At 63.2% G+C, this 19,530-nt stretch carries 15 protein-coding genes; 5 read left to right on the top strand and 10 right to left on the bottom strand.

What is annotated here, in order from left to right; genetic code table 11:
* Positions 1-22 precede the first annotated feature (22 nt).
* Positions 23-946, bottom strand: coding sequence for a LysR family transcriptional regulator (locus ASC83_RS09175; protein ID WP_056060977.1), 924 nt, complete (start codon positions 944-946; stop codon positions 23-25).
* Positions 947-1,077: 131 nt separating this feature from the next.
* On the opposite strand from ASC83_RS09175, the gene ASC83_RS09180 reads away from it, so the two are divergent.
* On the top strand, positions 1,078-2,058 hold the full coding sequence (locus tag ASC83_RS09180; RefSeq protein ID WP_056062101.1) for a bile acid:sodium symporter family protein: 981 nt from the start codon (positions 1,078-1,080) through the stop codon (positions 2,056-2,058).
* A gap of 68 nt (positions 2,059-2,126) precedes the next feature.
* Here the strand turns inward: ASC83_RS09180 and ASC83_RS09185 are convergent, their stop codons facing one another.
* The 4 genes from ASC83_RS09185 to ASC83_RS09200 form a co-directional block, all read right to left on the bottom strand.
* Positions 2,127-3,782, bottom strand: a complete 1,656-nt coding sequence (locus ASC83_RS09185) for a Na/Pi cotransporter family protein (protein WP_056060979.1) — start codon at positions 3,780-3,782, stop codon at positions 2,127-2,129.
* A 232-nt stretch (positions 3,783-4,014) separates the two neighbouring features.
* Complete coding sequence (gene lspA, locus ASC83_RS09190) at positions 4,015-4,518, bottom strand: signal peptidase II (RefSeq protein WP_056060982.1); 504 nt, start codon at positions 4,516-4,518, stop codon at positions 4,015-4,017.
* Entirely contained in the window at positions 4,518-7,403 is a 2,886-nt protein-coding gene (gene ileS, locus ASC83_RS09195; protein WP_056060985.1) for an isoleucine--tRNA ligase, read from the bottom strand. Before ileS ends, lspA begins: the two co-directional genes overlap by 1 nt.
* 113 nt (positions 7,404-7,516) lie before the next feature.
* Complete coding sequence (locus ASC83_RS09200; protein WP_056060988.1) at positions 7,517-8,569, bottom strand: bifunctional riboflavin kinase/FAD synthetase; 1,053 nt, start codon at positions 8,567-8,569, stop codon at positions 7,517-7,519.
* Positions 8,570-8,736: 167 nt separating this feature from the next.
* Between ASC83_RS09200 and ASC83_RS09205 the strand changes: the two genes are divergently transcribed.
* Positions 8,737-9,294, top strand: coding sequence for an HNH endonuclease (locus tag ASC83_RS09205; RefSeq protein WP_056060991.1), 558 nt, complete (start codon positions 8,737-8,739; stop codon positions 9,292-9,294).
* 53 nt (positions 9,295-9,347) lie between these two features.
* On the opposite strand, the gene ASC83_RS09210 is transcribed toward ASC83_RS09205, so the two are convergent.
* The 3 genes from ASC83_RS09210 to ASC83_RS09220 all read right to left on the bottom strand — a co-directional run bounded on the left by ASC83_RS09210 (position 9,348) and on the right by ASC83_RS09220 (position 12,869).
* Complete coding sequence (locus ASC83_RS09210; protein WP_056060994.1) at positions 9,348-10,658, bottom strand: tetratricopeptide repeat protein; 1,311 nt, start codon at positions 10,656-10,658, stop codon at positions 9,348-9,350.
* Positions 10,659-10,794: 136 nt separating this feature from the next.
* Positions 10,795-11,316: a sensor histidine kinase KdpD gene (locus ASC83_RS09215; RefSeq protein ID WP_056060997.1), complete on the bottom strand. Its 522-nt coding sequence runs from the start codon at positions 11,314-11,316 to the stop codon at positions 10,795-10,797.
* A 44-nt stretch (positions 11,317-11,360) separates the two neighbouring features.
* Positions 11,361-12,869 carry a 7TM-DISM domain-containing protein gene (locus tag ASC83_RS09220; RefSeq protein WP_156379463.1) on the bottom strand — a complete coding sequence of 503 codons (1,509 nt, stop codon included), beginning with the start codon at positions 12,867-12,869 and terminating at the stop codon, positions 11,361-11,363.
* 68 nt (positions 12,870-12,937) lie between these two features.
* Here ASC83_RS09220 and ASC83_RS09225 point away from each other — a divergent pair, with 68 nt between their 5' ends.
* The 3 genes from ASC83_RS09225 (at position 12,938) to ASC83_RS09235 (ending at position 16,835) form a co-directional block, all read left to right on the top strand.
* Entirely contained in the window at positions 12,938-13,621 is a 684-nt protein-coding gene (locus ASC83_RS09225; protein ID WP_056062105.1) for a response regulator transcription factor, read from the top strand.
* Positions 13,622-13,725: 104 nt separating this feature from the next.
* Complete coding sequence (locus tag ASC83_RS23920) at positions 13,726-16,200, top strand: IPTL-CTERM sorting domain-containing protein (protein WP_156379464.1); 2,475 nt, start codon at positions 13,726-13,728, stop codon at positions 16,198-16,200.
* Positions 16,201-16,277: 77 nt separating this feature from the next.
* Positions 16,278-16,835: a DUF3617 family protein gene (locus ASC83_RS09235; protein ID WP_056061005.1), complete on the top strand. Its 558-nt coding sequence runs from the start codon at positions 16,278-16,280 to the stop codon at positions 16,833-16,835.
* 59 nt (positions 16,836-16,894) lie between these two features.
* Here the strand turns inward: ASC83_RS09235 and ASC83_RS09240 are convergent, their stop codons facing one another.
* Both ASC83_RS09240 and ASC83_RS09245 read right to left on the bottom strand, forming a co-directional pair.
* Positions 16,895-18,289 (bottom strand): alpha/beta fold hydrolase, encoded by a 1,395-nt coding sequence (locus ASC83_RS09240; RefSeq protein ID WP_056061008.1) that lies wholly within the window; start codon positions 18,287-18,289, stop codon positions 16,895-16,897.
* Positions 18,290-18,377: 88 nt separating this feature from the next.
* Complete coding sequence (locus tag ASC83_RS09245) at positions 18,378-19,493, bottom strand: acyl-CoA dehydrogenase family protein (protein ID WP_056061011.1); 1,116 nt, start codon at positions 19,491-19,493, stop codon at positions 18,378-18,380.
* Between the last annotated feature and the right edge of the window lie 37 nt (positions 19,494-19,530).

Raw genomic sequence — 19,530 nt, forward strand, 5'->3', positions numbered from 1 at the left:
AAGTACCTTGGGAGCCGTTTTTTCAACGGCCTTTGTTGCTAATAGCCTGCGTGCCATTGCGCTGCACCGCCACCGTTTTCACCAGGTCCCAGGCCGCCTGCGCCACGGGCGAGAGCGCGCGGTGCCTCCGGTGTACCAGCATGATCTCGCGGTCCACGCGCGGCACCAGGGGGCGCACCGCCAGCCGTGTCAGGCCTTCTGGCGGGAGCGCCAGGGTGGGGATCACCGAGATGCCCAGGCCTGCGTCCAGCATGCGGAAGATGGTGGTGGGGTGGCCCACCTCCTGAGCCACCGTGCAGGTCACGCCGTGCTCGGCCAGGGCGCGGTCGATCAGGCGGCGGCTGCCGGATTCGTGATCCAGCAGCACCAGCGCTTCGCCCTGCAGGTCGGTCCAGCGCACCTGGCGTTTGCCCGCCAGCCGGTGGTCGGGCGGGCAGGCCAGGCAAAAGGGTTCGGTGAGGATGGTCTCGCAGTACAGCGCCTCGCGCTCGCTGGGGTCGATGACCACGCCAAAGTCCACCTCGCCCGACAGCACGCTGGCCAGTACTGCGCTCTGGATGCGGTCCAGCAGCACCAGCTCCAGCCCAGGCAGGGTGCGCTGGCAGTCGGCGATGCAGTCGGGCATGAGGTTGGCCGACAGTGTGGGGCTGCTGGCCACACGCACGCGGCCGCGCCGCTCGGTGGCCAGTTCCCGCACGTCCAGCAGCGTGTTCTCCAGCTCCTCCAGCACACGCGGCAGGCGGGCCGACAGGCGCTGGCCTGCATCGGTCAGCGTCACTTCGCGCGTGGTGCGGTTGAGCAGCTTCAGGCCCAGCTGGGCTTCCAGCTCGGTGATGCAGCGGCTCACGGCCGGTTGGGTCAGTCCCACCGCATCGCCGGTGCGGCTGAAGTTGCGGGTGGCGGCCACCGACTGAAACACGTGCAGCTGGCGCAGGGTGATATTCATGCGCTCGAATCATAAATCCATCAGAGAAATCCATTTCTCTTTGGAATCAGGCTGCGGTCCAATGCGTGTCTTTGGGGTTTGTGTGCCCCATGTCCTTTTGCATTTTTTGCGCTGCCGCTGCGCTGTCACCCATGGCCCGTTCCCGTTTTCTCCCTGACAACTTCACCCTGGCCTTGCTGGGCACCGTCACCCTCGCCAGCGTGTTGCCCGCATCGGGCGTGGCGGCCCAGGCGCTGGAGGGGATCACCGTGGCTGCGGTGGCGCTGCTGTTCTTCTTGCACGGGGCCAAGCTCTCGCGGGATGCCATCGTGGCGGGGCTCTCGCACTGGCGGCTGCACCTGGTGGTCGTGGGCACCACGTTTGTGCTGTTCCCGCTGCTGGGCTGGGCGCTGCGGCCGGTGCTGCTGCCGCTGGTCACGCCTGGGCTTTACACCGGCATCCTGTACCTGTGCGTGCTGCCAGCCACGGTGCAGTCGGCCATTGCGTTCACGGCCATGGCGCGCGGCAACATGCCGGCGGCCATCTGCAGCGCGTCGGCATCGACCCTGCTGGGCATTGTGATCACGCCGCTGCTGGTGGGGCTGTTGCTGCCCGAGGCGCAGCAGCAGGCAGGCACTGCGCAGCATGACACGCTGGCTAACATCGGCCGCATCACCTTGCAGTTGCTGGTGCCCTTTGTGGCGGGCCACCTGCTGCGTCCGTGGATTGGCGGTTTTGTGCAGCGCCGTGCGGCAGCGCTCAAGCTGGTGGACCAGGGCTCTATCCTGCTGGTGGTGTTCACCGCCTTCAGCGCAGCGGTGGTCGAGGGGCTGTGGCGGCAGTTGCCAGCGTCTGCACTGCTGGGCCTGGTGGTGGTGTGCGCCGTGCTGCTGACCCTGGCGCTGGTGACCACCACCTGGGTCGCGCGGCGCATGGGGTTCTCCAAGGAGGACGAAATCACCCTGGTGTTCTGCGGCTCCAAGAAGAGCCTGGCCAGCGGTGTGCCCATGGCCAAGGTGCTGTTTGCGTCGCACGCGGTGGGCGCCATCGTGCTGCCCATCATGGTGTTCCACCAGATGCAGCTGATGGTGTGTGCGGTGCTGGCGCAACGCTATGCGCGGCGCAGTGCGTAGATGCTAGTTTGCTATCTTTTATGTAGCTGTAGGCGCATAGGGAATATGCGGCTGCAGCCCAAAAGGCTTCAACCTTGTTCGTTGAGCGCGCGCAGGCGGCTGGGCGCCAGGGCGCCGGCCGATTCCAGAATGGGGTAGGCCACCGAGCACAGCAGCGAGTTGATGCGCTTGAGCTCGCTGATCAGGTCAATGTGCAGTGAGCTGGTCTCAATGCTCTGCACGGTGTTGTCTGACAGGCGTGCCAGGTGGGTGGCCGAATAGGCGTGTTCCAGGTCGCGAAAGCGCGCTTTTTCTTCGAGCAGCTTTTGTGCGTCGCGCACGCTGCCGTTCAAGAACACGCTCATCGCCAGCCGCAGGTTGTCGATCAGGCGGGCGTGCAGCTCGTTGATCTCTTCCATGCCCGCCTCGGAGAACTGGCGGCCCTTCTTGATCTTCTTGTCCTCGATGTCGATCAGCACCCGTTCGATGATGTCGCCGATCTGCTCCATGTTGATGGTAAAGCTGATGATGTCGGCCCAGCGGCGGCCCTCGCGTTCGTCCAGGGCCTCGCGCGAGATCTTGGTCATGTAGTACTTGATGGCCGAGTACAGGCCGTCCACCTCGTCATCGAGCTTGCGCAGGTCTTCTGCCAACTGCAGGTCGTCCGTGCGGATCACCTTGTGCAAGCCCAGCAGCATTGATTCGACCACGTCGGCCTGATGCAGGGCTTCGCGCGCCGCGCACGAGATGGCGAGCGATGGTGTGGCCAGGGCGGAGGGGTCCAGATGCTGGGGACGGGTGCCTGCGGCAGCCTGCGCCTTTTCAACCGGCAGCAGGCGCTGCACAGCCCGCGCCACCGTACCTGTCAGGCCAATGCAGACGATGCCCACCACGATATTGAAGGCCAGGTGGAACAGCACCACCAGGGCGGCGGTTTCGGGCACATAGGGCCGTACATGCTGCAGCCACAGGCCGGTGAGCGGCGTCATGATGAGCACGCCAATGATCTTGAAGAACAGGTTGCCCAGGGGCACCTGGCGTGTCTGCACGTTGGACTTCATGGTGGTCAACACCGCCAGCACACCGCTGCCCAGGTTGGCGCCCAGCACCAGACCCAGCGCCACGTCCGCCGGAATACCGCCCGAGCCCGCCAGCGCCGCTGTGAGCAATACGGTGGCGAGGCTGGAGTACGCCACGATGGCCAGAATGGCGCCGGTAAAAATCTCCAGCAGCAGATCGCTGGTGAGCGCGCCCAGCAGGGTGCGCACGGTGGGCGACTGGGTGAGCACCGTGGTCGATTCGGTGATGAGGCGCAACGCCAGCAGCATCAGCCCCAGGCCGATCAGCACCCGGCCCACGCGGCCCACGGCGGTGTCCTTGCGCGAGATGAACAGCACCACGCCCACAAAGATGAACAGGGGCGACAGCCACGACAGATCCATGGAGAACACCACGGCCATCACGCTGGTGCCTACGTCGGCGCCCAGCATCACGGCCAGCGCCGCAGGCAGGCCCACCAGGCCCTGGCCCACAAAGGACGACACGATGAGCGCGGTGGCGGTGCTGGACTGCACCACGGCCGTCACGCCAATGCCGGAGAGCACAGCGGTGAAGCGACTGCTGACGCTGTGCGCAATGAGCTGGCGCAGGTTCGCGCCGAACACACGCAGGATGCCGGTGCGCACCAGGTGGGTGCCCCAGATCAGCAGCGCCACGGCTGCCAGGAGATTGAGGAGATGCTTCATGAAAACCGTTGTTTCTTCTTCTTGTGATGGGCGCAAACCCTGCGATGACCAGACCCAGGGGCCAATGCAAGAACCGCGCACACCGGGCTGTCATAAAACTGACACATAAGCATACTCCTGATTCCATAGCGCTGGAGCAGATGCCCATGTCGGCGCTGGGTGCGTTGCTGCGCACAAACAGCGCGGCCCGCATGCAGCGGGCCGTTCAAGGGGGAGCAAAGCCAGGGTGGCCTCAACGCTCGCGCCGCACCCGCAGCAGCTCGTCCAGGATCAGGCAGGCCGCACCCACCGTGATGGCCGAGTCCGCCAGATTGAACGACGGGAAGTACCAGCCCGCGTAGTGGAACTGCAAGAAGTCCACCACATAGCCGTGCATGAGCCGGTCCACCACGTTACCCACCGCTCCGCCGAGGATGCTGGACAGCGCAAAGCTGAACAGCTTCTGGCCCGGGTGCGCGCGCAGCTGCCACACGATGAAGATCGTGGCCGCCGCGCCGATGCCGGTGAACAGCCAGCGCTGCCAGCCGCCCGCGTCCGACAGGAACGAGAACGCTGCGCCAGTGTTGTGCGCGCGCACGATGTTGAAGAAGCTGGTGATGAACGTGGAGTCGCCCAGCTGGTAGTGGTTGAGGATCAGCGTCTTGGTGATCTGGTCGGCGCCCAGAAGGAACACCGCCCACGCCAGCCACGGCCACATGCCCGCGCCGGTGCGTCCGGCCTGTGCTGTGCGCGCCATCACGCGTGCGCCCGGCTTTCGCCGTCGCCGTGGAGGTTGCTGGTGCAGCGGCCGCAGATGGTGGGATGGGCGGCATCGCTGCCCACATCACTGCGGTAGTGCCAGCAGCGCTCGCACTTCGCATCAGAGCTGGGCTTGACGCTGATCTGCAAAGCGCTACCAGCTACCAATTCAATAGCGGAGGTGATGAAGACGAACTTGAGGTCATCGCCCAGGCTGGCCAGCAGTGCGTGGTCCTCCGGCGCAGCCGTGAGGGTGACGGTGGCCTGCAGCGACGAGCCGACCTGACCGGCGGCGCGCAGCGCTTCGATCTCCTTGTTCACCGCATCGCGGATCTCGCGGATGCGCGCCCACTTGGCCAACAGGCCTTCGTCGGCACCCGCACCCACGCCTGCCACGTTGCCGTAGGTCTCCAGGAAGATAGAGTCGGAGCTGCCAAAGACCTTCCACGCCTCTTCGGCCGTGAACGACAGGAACGGCGCCATCCAGCGCAGCATGGCGTGCGTGATGTTGTAGAGCGCGGTCTGCGCACTGCGGCGGGCCAGGCTCTTGGGCGCCGTGGTGTACAGGCGGTCCTTGAGTACGTCGAGGTAAAAGCCGCCCAGGTCTTCCGAGCAGTACAGCTGCAGCTTGGCGACCACGGGGTGGAACTCATACACCTTGTAGTGCGCCAGCACCTCGGCCTGGAACTCGGACGCGCGCGTGAGCGCGTAGCGGTCGATCTCGAGCATCTGGTCAAACGGCACGGCATCCTTGGCCGGGTCGAAGTCGCTCACGTTGGCCAGCAGGAAGCGCAGTGTGTTGCGGATGCGGCGGTAGGCGTCCACCACGCGCGCCAGGATCTTCTCGTCGCCTGCGATGTCGCCCGAGTAGTCGCTGGCGGCCACCCACAGGCGGATGATCTCGGCGCCCAGCTTCTTGTTGATCTCCTGCGGGTCGATGCCATTGCCCAGCGACTTGCTCATTTTGCGGCCCTGGCTGTCCACGGTGAAGCCGTGGGTCAACAGGCCGCGATACGGCGCGCGGCCTTCCAGCGCCGATGCCAGCAGCAGCGAGCTGTGGAACCAGCCGCGGTGCTGGTCATGGCCTTCCAGGTACAGGTCGGCCTCAGGGCCGGTGTCATGGTGCACCTCGGGGTGCGTGCCACGCAGCACATGGCTGAAGGTGGACCCGGAGTCGAACCACACTTCCAGGATGTCGGTGCTCTTGGTGTAATGCGGCGCGTCTTCGGCGCCCAGGATCTCTTCGGTCGTCACGCGGCTCCAGGCCTCGATGCCACCCTTTTCCACGATGTCGGCGGCCTGGTCCATGATTTCCATGGTGCGCGGGTGCAGTTCGCCCGAATCCTTGTGCAGGAAGAACGGGATGGGCACGCCCCAGCTGCGCTGGCGCGAGATGCACCAGTCGGGCCGCCCAGCGATCATGTCGTGCAGGCGGGCCTTGCCGTTCTCGGGGTAGAAACTGGTGTGCTCGATGGCATCCAGCGCGATCTGGCGCAGCGTCTTGGCGGGCTTCATGCCGGGCTGGGTGAACACGCCTTCGCCCTCGTCCATGCGCACGAACCACTGTGCGGCGGCGCGGTAGATCACCGGCGTCTTGTGGCGCCAGCAGTGCGGGTAGCTGTGTGTGATGTCCTTGGTGGTCATCAGGCGGCCTGCGTTGCGCAAGGCTTCGATGATCACGGGCACGGCCTTCCAGATGTGCTGGCCGCCGAACAGCGGGAAGTCGGCCGCGTAGGTGCCGTTGCCCTGCACGGGGTTCAGGATGTCGTCGAGCGCCATGCCATGCGCGCGGCAGGAGTTGAAGTCTTCCAGACCGTAGGCGGGCGAGGAGTGCACGATACCCGTGCCGTCGTCGGCCGTGGCGTAGTCGGCCAGGTACACGGGCGAAAGGCGGCGGTAGCCGAAGCTGCCGTCTTCGCTGGCCACGTCGTACAGCGGGTGCTCAAATTCCAGGCCGCCCAGGTTCTTGCCCAGGGTGGTGGCCAGCACGCTGCCCGTGAGGCCGTAACGCTCCAGGCACGACGCCACCAGCGGCTCTGCCACGAGCAGGATGCGCTCGCTCGTGTCCACCAGCGCGTAGCTGATCTCGGGGTTCAGGTTCAGCGCCTGGTTGGCAGGGATGGTCCAGGCAGTGGTGGTCCAGATGACCACAAACGCATCCTTGGCCAATGCGGGCAGGCCAAAGGCGGCTGCCAGCTTGGCGGGGTCGTGCGACTTGAAGGCCACGTCCAGCGTGGTGCTCTTCTTGTCCTGGTATTCGATCTCAAACTCGGCCAGCGACGAGCCGCAGTCAAAACACCAGTACACGGGCTTGAGGCCTCGGTACACGAAGCCACGCTCCATCACGCGCTTGAAGGCGCGGATTTCGCCCGCCTCGTTGGCGGGGTTCATGGTCTTGTAGGGGTTGTCCCATTCGCCCAGCACGCCCAGGCGCTTGAAGTCCACCATCTGCTGCGCGATCTGCTCGGTGGCGAACGCGCGGCTCTTGGCCTGCATGTCGTCGCGGCTCAGGTTGCGGCCGTGTTTCTTCTCGATGGCGTTTTCGATCGGCAGACCATGGCAGTCCCAGCCAGGCACGTACAGCGCGTCAAAGCCTTCCAGCTGGCGCGCCTTGGTGATCATGTCCTTCAGGATCTTGTTGACCGCGTGGCCCATGTGGATCTGGCCGTTGGCGTAGGGCGGGCCGTCATGCAGGATGAACTTGGGGGCGCCCCGGCGAGCGTCGCGCAGGCGCTTGTAGACGCCCTGGTCTTCCCAGTCCTTCACCCAGCCCGGCTCGCGCTTGGGCAGGTCGCCGCGCATGGGGAAGGGGGTGTCGGGCAGGTTCAGCGTGCTGCGGTAGTCCGTGGCGGTGGATGCGGGGGTACTGGCGTTGTCGGACATGAGGGAGCCTTAAAACGGGGCATTCCGGGGCAGGCCCGGAGCAATGCGGGGAAACAGGGGGCGAAACGCGGGAGGTGTAGTGCCTGCAGGGCAGGCGCTGCGCAGGCAGCCCCCTAAATTCGGTCGCGCGTGGTCTGGCGCCGGGTCTCGGTGTGGTTGGGAGCGGCGTGGGCCGATGCAAAGTAGGCGCGCGCATCCGCACAGTCTTTCGCGATACCCGTCGTCAGGGCGTCCAGACTGTCGTACTTCAGTTCGTCGTGCAGTTTGTGCAGTAGTTCCACGCGCACGATTTTACCGTACGCCCCTTCGGCACCCAGTTCGGCAGGCCAGTGCAGGCAATGGGTTTCCAGCAGCACGCGGCCGCCGTTCACGTCATTGGGGTCCAGGGAGGGGCGCACGCCCAGGTTGGCCACACCCGGCAAGGGCTCGCCAGCGAGACCATGGACCAGTACGGCAAAGATGCCGCTGGCGGCGGGTTTCCAGTGCGCAAACCGCAGGTTGAGGGTGCGAAAACCGTCGCCCGCGCCTTCCGCCGTGGCGCCCAGTTCGCGCCCCAGCTTGCGGCCGTGCACCACATGGCCGCTGATGGTGTAGGGCCTCCCCAGCAGGCGTGCGGCCGCCTCCATGTCACCCGCCGCCAGGGCTTGGCGCACGGCGGAACTGGACACGCGCAGGCCGTGCACCTCGTAGCTGTTCATGCGCGCTACGTCGACGCCCTTGGCTTGCCCGGCCGCGTCCAGCATGGCGTAGTCGCCCGCTCGCTGGCGGCCAAAGCGGAAATCGTCGCCTACCAGCACGTAGCGGGCACCCAGGCCGCGCACCAACACCTCGTCGATGAAGGCCTCGGGCGACTGTGCGGCCAGTCGCGCGTCAAACGGTAACACCACAGTCTGCTGCACACCGCAGCGTGCCAGCTCGGTGAGCTTGTCTCGCAGGGTGCCGATCCGGGCTGGTGCGAGTTCCGGCTTGTGGTGTGCACCGGCAAAGTAGTCGCGCGGGTGGGGCTCGAAAGTGAGCACACAGCTCTCCACCCCCCGGTGTGCGGCCTCGCTGTTCAACAGGGCCAACATGGCCTGGTGACCTCGGTGTACGCCATCGAAATTACCGATGGTCAGCGCGCAGGCGTCAGCGATGCCAGGGTGGTGGAATCCGCGAAAGATCTTCATCGGTTTGTTATCTTTTTGATAGCGGTCTGTGCAAGCGCAATAAGCGCAGGACGCCAATTTGTCATGAAAACGGAGTATATTGTGACCCACGGCTGGCCCCGCGCAGGGCTGCCCGCGAGACATCTGCGTTCCGATCCTTGTGTACTTTGTGTTCCAGGAGGCGTGTTTTGAAGGTCTTGAAGCTGTCAGCCCAAGGGCTGCCCCAATCGTGGATTTCGCTGGAGCAGGCGGTCATTCATTACGCCGCCGGGGAAGTGCGCTGGGAATCTGGTGCCCAGATTGCCCGGTTCCGGGGCGGGCACAACGCCATCTCGGGTGAGCAATCGGTGATCGCCATCAACAGCATCATCGGCACCAAGGGCGTGCCCAGCATCAATCCGTTCGAGCTCAAGCCCAGCCTGACCAACAGCAAGCTCTTTGCCCGCGACCGTAATGTGTGTGCCTACTGCGGCGGGCACTTTCACGAAGAAGACCTGACGCGCGAACATATCGTGCCCTTCGCCCGCAACGGCCAGGACCACTGGATGAACGTGGTCACGGCCTGCCGCCCCTGCAACCACCGCAAGGGCCCCCGCACGCCAGAGCAGGCGCACATGCCGCTGCTGTATGCGCCCTATGTACCCAGTCTGTGGGAAGACTTCATCTTGCGCAACCGGCGCATCCTGGCCGATCAGATGGAGTTTTTGATGGCGCACGTGCCGAAGTCATCGCGCTTGTTGACGTGACGCTCGGGTCTACACCGTCTGCGTGCACGGTGCGGCGGCACCTTGCCAATCGGTCAAGCTGCCTTGTGGGCGGTTACCAGGAACCCGAGGACGGGGGCTTGGTTTTCTTCGCGCAGCACGGTTTCCTCGATCTCGACGGTGGCAAACCCAGCCGATTTGCACACTGCTTCCACGTGGCTGCGCTTGTGCGCATATCGGCCGCTAGGTTGCAAAACCATGTCGGGGCCTTGTTCGGGGGCTGACTCGAACGAGAAGACGATCATGCCGCCCGGCGTTAGAACGCGGTGCGCGTTGGGGATGGCTCGCGCCACCTCGCCCGCGTAGATGAACACGTCAAGCGCAGCAATCACCTGATAAAGCGCACCGGGCGTCTCGCGCAGCGCGTCATGTAAATTCACCGTATGGAAGCGGTCGTAGACGTTGTGTCGCGCTGCTTGCTCAATCATCTTCATCGATGGGTCCACACCCACCAGCGCGCCATCCAGGCGACCCAGGCACACCCCCAGCAGCCCCGTACCACAGCCAAGATCTAGGACATTGATCTTTTTGTCAGGGTGTCTCGCCAGGATCTTGTCTCCGACTTGCTTGGGCAATTGGTACTTGAGACCACGCACAACGTGCAAATCGTAAAACTCAGCCATATTGTCAAAAATAGAACGCGTTAGTTCGGGGGGCTGTTCCCCAGGCGTTTTACCGTCGGCAAGCTGTCCGTAGTACTGGTACACCGCGTCATCCGGTGCCAAGCCCAGCAAAGCCGTTGTATTTTTCTTGGCGTCGGTTGGTTTCCCGGCTGCAATGCACGCCTGTACACGGCCTACCAGCGACTGTGGATCCAAAGGCAGTTCCTGCACCAAGCTGTCCCAGATCGCAAGGGACTCCTCGTGCTTGCCTTGCTCACTCAGGTCACGAGCCAGCAAGCGCCGCAGCGCGATATCACCGGGCACCAGCTCAAGGCCTCGCTGCAGGTGGCGGACAGCCATTTCCAAATGACCGGCACGGTGCGCGATATCGATCACACCTGCAAGCACCTGCAGGTTCTTAGGTTCGAGTGCGGCCACCTTTTCAGCGGTCTCTATAGCTTCTGGGAACTGGTTCTGGCGCGCCAGCAGCAACGCCAACTCCAGCAGTCCAGGGCCCCAGTCGGGAGCCAGGGCCACCGATTTGCGCAGCGCGTCAAAAGCACCTTGAACGTTGCCCGCCTTTTCAGCCAGCAGACCGCCTAGCATGAAAACCCGGGGATCCTGAGGCCATTGTGCGTTGGCTATGTTGAGCGTGAGTGCGGCTTTCTTGAGATCGCCTTGCGCAATCTGCTCGCGGGCCTGGGTCAGGTGCTGAAGGTTGGGGTCTGTCGCTGTTGCGCTCATGGATACTGGAACTTTGAAAATGGACCGCCGGGCGGTGCGCCGGACACAGGAGGCCCCGTGCCAACAAGAATTGCGAGGGTCGATTATCCAGGATTCCGCCTACGCAGCTTTCTGGCGACGCGGCTACCCTGGCGCCTCATCTCCCGCTTGGGCTGATGCGTTGCGAGGCCAGCGTCAATGTGAAGCAGGCGCCTTGGCCCTCGCTGGACTGGACGGTGATGTCGCCCCCGTGCAGGCGTGCAATGCGGCGCGCAACCCACAGTCCAAGGCCAAATCCCTTGCTTTGGTCCGTACGGTCGCCTCTCTCAAACTGTTCAAAAATGCGGTTCATCACGTCCAGCGACATTCCAGAGCCTTCGTCGGCCACAGAGATTTCAAGCAGTCCTGTCTCACCTTTTTGCGCCGCAATGAATATTTCTCCAGCGGTCGCATACTTCACAGCGTTGTCCACCAGGTTGGATAGGGCAATGTGCACCAGTGTCGCGTCGCAGACCCATTCCAGAGGCGCTGAGTCGGTAAAAAGCTGCAAGTGGTGGCGCGGCGACCAGTGCACGAGTTGAGCGGCGTGGTGAAGCAAGTCACTGACCTTGACCGGTGATGCCTGCAGCGCGAGGCCGCTGTGATCCAGCCGTTCATTGATCAGACAACTGTCGACCAATGCGGTCAGGCGCCTGCTGGCTCTGCGTATCTGTGCGGCTCGATCTACCTGCGGCTGCAGTTCGGCGGATGGAAAACTCTGCTGCTCTGCTGCTCTGCTGCAGCGCTATCGATCACGGTCAGAGGTGTTCGGAATTCATGGCTGATCATGTGGAAGAACTGCCGTTGTTCATGTCGCAAGGCTCGCTCGCTTTCAAGCGATGTCGCGAGCGCGACTTGGGCCGCCGAGAGCTCCGTGGTCCGCTGCAGGATGCGTTCCTCCAGCGACTGCTCGGACAGCGCCAGCCGTTCTATGGCCTGGTCCTTGGCACGCTGGGCTTTTCGATACCGGGTCACCATCCCCACGAACACCGCACTGGCCAGCAGGGCGGTGAACACGATGGCCTCAAGTTGCCAGATCAATGTCGCATCGACGTTCCATTGAATCTGACCCGTCATGAGAATGGCGATCGGCACACCGCACACGCAGTGCAGACCGTATGCCAGGAGCAAAAGCACATGCGGACCGAGGCGGTCTCGCCGCTGTAAGGCCAGCCAGCACAGTGATATTCCTACGATGTCGCTGGCCAGCAGAGAGATCAGATTGACCCACGCCACATCAGGGTAGAAACCTAAAGGCCCACTGAATGCTCCCAGCACATTCACAGCGATGAGGAATGTCAGAAATCTGTCGGTCCACCGGTAGGGCGTATTGCGTGTCAGTTGCTCCTTGATCTGCCACGCCAGCGCTGCGGGTAGCAGAAAGGCTCCTATGCTCACCGCGTTGCTGTCCCAGAAGATGAAGTCCGGTGGGGTCCAGAGACTGGAATAGCCCCGCACATTGAACACATGGATGGCGCTGGCGGTCACCAGGACCGCGAGCGAGAAGAGCGCACGCGTCCGGAAAATGATGGTGGCAGCCCAGATGCCGACCAAAAGAGCGGACATGGCGCCGAAGTAAAGCCCCATGAGCAGTTCTGCGGATGCTAGGGTGGTCGCAAGTGCATGGGTGTCGAGAATGTCCGCGTGGAACTGCGTCGCACTGGACGTATGAATTCGGATGAGAGCCACTTGGCCAGGCGTCAAACGAAACAGATGTTGCCGAACGCCCGGTTTGCGATCCGTGGGCACCAGATCGCCGCTGTCCTGCTGATGCCACGCACCATCGCTGCCCTTCTGGTACAGGGTCACATAGTCAAGATAGGTCGGTTGTGCGAGCAGCCATAGATCCCCCGGTTCATGTTCGGGGGGGAGGGCTGGCACCTTGAAACGCAGCCAAACGGTATGGCGCAGATACCCACCGTTCAAAGGCGCTTTAAGTCGGGATGTCGCTCGTTCCGCTGGAATGGCGCTGATTGCCTCTGGTTCCAGGTTCCCGCTTTCATCATCCAGTCTGTCCATGGGGATGTCCCAACCCAGCTGCCAACTGGTTTGCGATTCCAGCGCTTGTGCCGGTACGCATAGCAGGCTGCACCAAAGCAGAACACAGAGCCAAAGTGCGGTCAGGGGGAAGGACGTTGTTCGTGAGGGCTTTTGATGCATCGATTCTGTGAGTTCTTGAGAGTTCTTGTGCATGGCTGGCAGTTCGATGCGCTGACACAATGTTACGCAAGCTCACTTCCCGATTCGCTCCCATTTTTCTCATGTCTGCTGAACCCATCATTGCTGTCGTAGAAGACGACGAAGACATCCGCAGCAATGTGTGCCGATTTCTGGTGCGTTCTGGCTTTCAGTCTTGGGGCGCGGAGTCCGCAGAGGACTTCTACGTCCGTCTGCTGCAGTCGCGCGTGGATTTGGTGATCATCGACATCGGGTTGCCAGGAGAAGACGGACTCAGCTTGCTCACCCGGTTGGCTTCTCAGGGCGTCCCCACGGTACTCATGACTGCCCGTGCCGATCTCGACAGTCGGATCAGGGGTCTAGATGCCGGTGCATTGCAGTATTTTGTGAAGCCTGTGGACATGCAGGAACTCGTGGCTGGCATCCGTTCCCAGTTACGCAGCAAGCGCTTGCAAGGGGAGATCGACGCGTCGGTTGCTGTTCCCTGGCAACTCGACGCTGCGAATGCGGTCTTGCGCGCGCCCAATCAAATGTTGGTGCCTCTCACCACCCGTGAACTTGAACTCCTGACTTGTCTTTTCAAGACAAAGGGCGTGGTTGTCAGCAAGCAGATCTTGATGCACGCCGTGGGTGGAAGAGGGTTGGAGGACGACTTCCACCGTATCGAGTCGGCGCTCAACCGGTTGCGCCGCAAAACCCTGGAAATCACTGGCACGCCCTTGCCGGTGCGTGCAGTGTTCGGCAAGGGGCTCGTCTTCGTGACATAGCCCTGCCCAAGGGCTTCGCCTGCTGCACTGGCGCAGCACCGCCCACCCATTCCACCAGATACCGAATCTCTTTCGATGGCTTGAATGCCAACGAGGGGAGAGGCTTGTCTGCACGCCTGTCGTTGGGTGCGAATTTTTCGTGTGAGTCAGCCCGCAGCTATCCGTGGAGCTTTGCGGTTTACCAAGAGGGGAAAGTGTTGAAAACGATCGATAACTGGATGGCACTGCGGACCGTAGTTCTGCGCTGCCTGCGTGGAGTGTTCGCGCTCTTTGTTGGGGCGCTGTGTTTTGCATCCACCGCACAGGCGGGGGTGGTTAACGGCAATTTCGAAAGTGGAGATTTCACGGGCTGGACGGTGACCAACTACCGCAACAACGGTATTGCTACGTTTCCTCCCACCCAGAAAAGCCATCTGAATTTGCAGCCCCCGGTCACAGCCCCGGTGACGCAGGTGGTGAGTACGGCATCCGGTACGCCAGCGAGCGCGCCGGACGCACCAGGACAAGCCCTCGCCATCCCGTTTCAGGGCTCATACAGCGCACGGATCAACGCACGGGGCAACAACAACCGTGCCAGCGGAATCCAGCAGTCCGCCCAGATGTTGCTTGCCGATGTGGACCCTGTGGATGGCAAAGTGCACTTGCGCATGGCTGTCGCACCGGTGATCCAGGACGGCGGCCACAGCCCTGAGCAGCAAGCCTATTTCTACGTCGAAGTGCGTAACGTCACCAAGGGCACGCGCCTGTTCTACACATTCAACTTTGCAGCGCAGCCCGGTGTGCCATGGCAGACCCTGGGCGGCTACCAGTACACCGGCTGGCAGGCAATTGACGTTGCTCCTGGGAATGGACTGTTGGATGTAGGCGATACCGTCGAAGTCGAGGTGATCGCAGCAGGTTGCAGTCAGGGTGGTCACTCGGGGGAGGTCTATGTGGATTCGATCGGTCCCTTCTTTGCCGGTTTGCTGGTCACTGCCACTGGCCCCACCACGGCCCAGCAGAGCGACAACGTGACCTACACCTACACCTATAGCAACAACAGCGGGGTAATGGTTTTCAACAGCATAGTCAACGCTCAGAGCCCGCAAGTGCGGAACGCTGCCAACACTGCCACCGTCGATGCGGTGTTTCAGTCGGTGACCGCACCTGCCGGCGCGACCTGCACGACACCGGCGGTGGGTTCGGCAGGTACGGTGACTTGCGACTTCGGCTCGTTGGTCGACCACCAGAGCGGGACTTTCGAGATCGTATGGGGTGTGCCGGCTGGTGCAAGTACTAGCAGTCCGACCAACTCGCTCAACCATGGCACTTACTCCATGTCGGCCACTGGGGCCAGCACGGTACTGGGCCCTTTGGTGCAGACCCGTGTTGTCAGTGGCGCAACGTTGACGGATTTGGTGGTCAGTGTGAGCGATGGTGCATCGGCCAGCGCTGTGGGCAGCTCCTCCACATACACCGTGGTGGTGAGCAATAACGGGCCGGTTCCTGTGATTGGAGCGACATTGACTCAGCCGACTGTGACGGGTCTCACGGTGGGCAACTGGACATGCAGCGGCACAGGGGGGGGATCGTGTCAGGGCGGAGCGCCTGCTGCGGGCGCGCTGACCGGAGGCGGCGTGCTGCTGGACATCCCGGTAGGGGGGAGTGTCACGCTCACCTTCGGTGCGACCGTGACTGGGCCGACTTCGGCATCCACGGTCTTCAACATTGGAACTCCCGCAGGCATCACCGACAGCAACACCGCCAACAATACTGCTGGCGACACCAACTCGGTAGCCGCAACGCTGCACAACCTGAGCCTGACCAAGTCGGGTGCGGGCAGTGGCACGGTGGTCAGTGTGCCTGCCGGCATGAACTGCGGTGCCACCTGCACGCTGCCAGTGGCAGACGGCGGCCAGGCCATACTCACGGCCACGGCGGCATCGGGAAGCATTTTCACCGGCTGGTCGGGTGCATGTACGGGCACCGCCAACCCATGTACCGTGCCTGCCATGACTGCGGACGCCGCTGTAGTCGCCAATTTCGCGCTGTCCGCTACTGTCACGATGACGTCTGGAACCGGGGGAACTGTGACTCCCGCTAGCTCGCGCACTGTGCCAGTGGGAGGGACTGTGACCTACACGCTCACCCCCAACGCAGGCAACGTCGCCAGCGCCAGTGGATCCTGCATTGGCGTGCTGACCGGCAACACCTACACCGTCAACCCAGTGACCGCCGATTGCAATGTGGCTTTCAGCTTTGCACCGCTGACCGTGACGGCAACCGCAGGCGCCAATGGCACTGTCACGCCCTTGGGGGTGACCAATGTTGCAGCCCCCGGTAACACCGTGGTCTACACAGTGACGCCCGACCCTGGCTTTGTGGCGCGTATCGCAACCAGTGGCGGAGCGTGCGGGGGCACCCTGGTTGGCAATACCTATACGACGAACCCGGTCAACGCGTCTTGTACGGTGAGCGTGACTTTTGTGGCGATCGCCGTTCCAGCATCCATTCCAACTTTGTCCGAATGGGGGCTATTGATATTGTCAGCATTGATGGCTGCGTTCTTCATCTACTTCCACCGCCGACAGGCGCGCTGAGCCTGTCAGGAAGCGTGAAGCTTGGGGCTGGAGTGTTCTGTCAAGCGCGGCCAGCCCCTTTTTACTGGAGATTTTTGATGAGACAGATTGCGCATGTCGCACGCTGGTCGTGCCTTGCTGGCCTGGGCGTGTGGATGGGTGTTGTCGCTATCCAATCTGCAAATGCGCAGCAGATGCCAGCGCGAAAGCCGGGGCTCTGGGAGGTCACGGTCCGCAGTACCGGCAACTCGGTAGCGAATGAGCAGAAGGTTTTGCAATGCACTGATCGCCAGGCGGAGCCGATCATGTTGCTTGCGATCGTGCCCGGCCAGGAGCATTGTCACAAAGTGAGAGTAAAGAAAAATGCACGTGGCAGTGAGGTGCGCACCGTTTGCTATGTGCACGATAACCGCGTGGACGCCACGGTACAACTGTCAGGCGACCTTCAAACCGCCTACCGTGGCGTCTTTGAGGTCACTTATTCCAAACCTGTGCGTTTCGCTCCAGGGCGTACCGAGTTCGAGGGCCGCTGGTTGGGTGCGTGTGGCGCAACGCAGCGGGCAGGGGACATGGTGCTGCCCAATGGAGCGACTGTGAACGTCGTGGAAGACCGCAAGCGCGCGGAAAGCCACGGACATGCAGGGCACTCGCACTGACGAGCCTGTGCCCTCAAATCAGTGCGTCGCCTTGACGCAGGCGGCGAAATATCGGCCAACTACTGGCTGATTTCCAGCATCACCAAGTGGCCTTGCGCAGCAGGCCAAGTCTGCCCCACCACCCGTTCTCCGTTGAATTCGCCCGCAATGCTGCGCACGCCCCCAGCGGGCTTGACCTTAGCAGATGCCACGCCGGCGCCAGCGGGCACGCCCGCAGGCACTGCACCATCCAGCAGCATCTTGTCGCGCGCCGGGTCCAGGTAGCCGCGCGGGCGGGTCAAGGTCACAACGCTCTCGGCGCCCTTGTCGGCATCGGCCATGCGTTCTGCGCGCAGATGGATGAGGTCACTACTGCGCGGAAAGCCGCTGCGGTAGATGTGGGTGGTGGCATATCCAGGCGCAGTGATCACGAACTCGATGGGTGCGCCAGGTGCAACCACCAACGGACCCCATTGGCCATCTGCACCCACTGTCTTTCGCAGCAGCGGGTTGCCCGTGCGAGCACCAGTGGCGGAGTCAGTGGCGTACACCTCCAGCTGGGCACCCGCCAGGGGCAGGTTGTTGCTGAAGTTGCCGGTCTTGGGGTCGGCAGAGTCCACCCCCAGGCCCGTGACTTTGCCGTTGATCACTACGGATTTCTCCGCGGCGATCTCGGTGCGTGCGGGGGCCTTGCCGGTGATGAAGCGGTAGGTGGCTTCAAACGCAGCGGGGGAGTACGAAGTCTCGCGGTGGTCGATGCGCGGAATCACCACGTTGGTGGCACCCTTGAGTTCGGGGCCGGTGGCGGTCACGTTGGTGGGCGTGCCTTTCTGGCCGATCCACAGTCCGTCGGGCTGGGCGAACTTGTCGTTGTTGTCCGAGCGGATGGTCAGCCATTTCACCGGGCCGCTCACTTCGTCGCCCGCAGCGTTCTTGGGGGCATTCAGCGCTTTAAGGAAGGGGCCTGTGCCCGAGAACTCGTTGCCTTCTCGGAACCCCGGTATCGCCCACACGCCGTGGTTGGGTGTGCCGCCGAGGATTGCGTGGCTCACCGTCTTGTCGCCGCCCCCGTTGTAGATGTAGTTGCGGATGGCATTGCCGCCGCGCGAGTTGCCGACCAGCACGACCTGGCGGGCGCCTGTGGCTTTGAGCACCTTGTCCACTTCGGCCTTGAGGTAGGCCATGTGCTCTGCGGCCGAGGTGCGGCCCGGCTGGGGCTTGGCGTCCTCATCGCGCGATAGGGGGTAGGGCACGTCGATGGCGTGCAGGCGCTCGCGGGGCCAGCCGTTGGACTCGAACCGCCAGACGGTGGTCTGCCACAGCGCGGCGGTGTCGCCGTTGCCATGCACAAAGACGATGGGCGGTGCTTCTGCCAGGCTGGGGCTCTGGGTGGCGCAGCCTGCCAGCGCCAGGCCGGCGGCCGCAGCGGCTGCCAGCAAGAGGGATCGGCGTGGCAACAGGAATGCGTGATTCATGGGGGAGTCTCCAAAAAGAAAAAATGCCCGTGGACTGGGTAATCCACGAGCATCGTTTGCGGGTGTTACGCGCCTGCGTCAGTTCACATCAGGCAAACACGCCCGCCGTGTCTTGCATGCGGGCGGACACTTCGCCCAAATGGTGCAGCGTGTCGCCAAAAGTCACTTCCAGCTGCGTGAGCTTCTTGAAGTAGTGGCTCACGATGTATTCGTCCGTCACGCCAATGCCACCATGCAGTTGCACCGCTTGCTGGCCGACAAAGCGCATCGACTGGCCCAGCTGCACCTTGGCGCGGGCCATGGCGGCACGGCGTTCGGCGGCGGGGGCGCCCAGCTTCAGGCTGGCGTAGTAGCTCATCGAGCGGGCCAGCTCCAGCTGCATCTTCATGTCGGCCACGCGGTGGCGCAGCGCCTGGAAGCTGGCGATGAACACGCCGAACTGCTTGCGCTGGTTCATGTATTCGACGGTGATGGCCACAGTCTTGTCCATCACGCCCACGGCTTCGGCGCAGGCGGCGGCAATGCCGGTGTCCACGGCCAGTTCCAGCGCGGCCAGGCCGTCGGTGGTGATGAGCGTGGCGGGGGCGTTGGCCAGCTGCACCTCGGCGGCGCGGCTGCCATCTTGAGTGACGTAGCCCTGCGTGGTCACGCCGCTCGCAGTGCGTTCGACCAGGAAGAGTGCTATCTTGCCGTCGAGTTGCGCAGGCACGATGAAGGCGTCGGCCTTGTCGCCAGTGGGTACTACGCTTTTGATAGCTGTTACCGCATATCCTGATTGCGCTTTGGCCGCTTTTGCATCGCAAACGTCCAGGCGGTAGCGCGCCTTGCGCTCCTGCTGGGCCAGCACCACCAGGGCTTCGCCGCTGGCCACGCGGGGCAGCCAGGCGCCTTGTACGTCGGCCGGTGCGTAGTGCGACAGCACACTGCTGGCAATGAAGGCTTGCGCAATCGGCTCCAGCACAATGCCGCGGCCCAGTTCTTCGGCCACGACCATCGCATCAATGGCGCCCTGGCCCATGCCGTCGTGCGCTTCGGGCACGGTGAGGGCGGTCAGGCCCAGCTCGGCCAGTTCGCCCCAGGCGGCGCGGTCAAAACCGCCTGCGGCCACGGCAGCGCGGCGGCGCTCAAACGTGTAGCCCTTGTCCACCCACTTGCGCACGGCGTCGCGCAGTTGTTCCTGGTCGTCAGAAAAATCGAAATCCATTTGTCTCTCCTTGTGCCGGTCGTGGCGCCGTGGCGCC

It is taken from the genome of Acidovorax sp. Root402, assembly GCF_001425125.1.
Taxonomy (GTDB): Bacteria; Pseudomonadota; Gammaproteobacteria; order Burkholderiales; family Burkholderiaceae_C; genus Acidovorax; species Acidovorax delafieldii.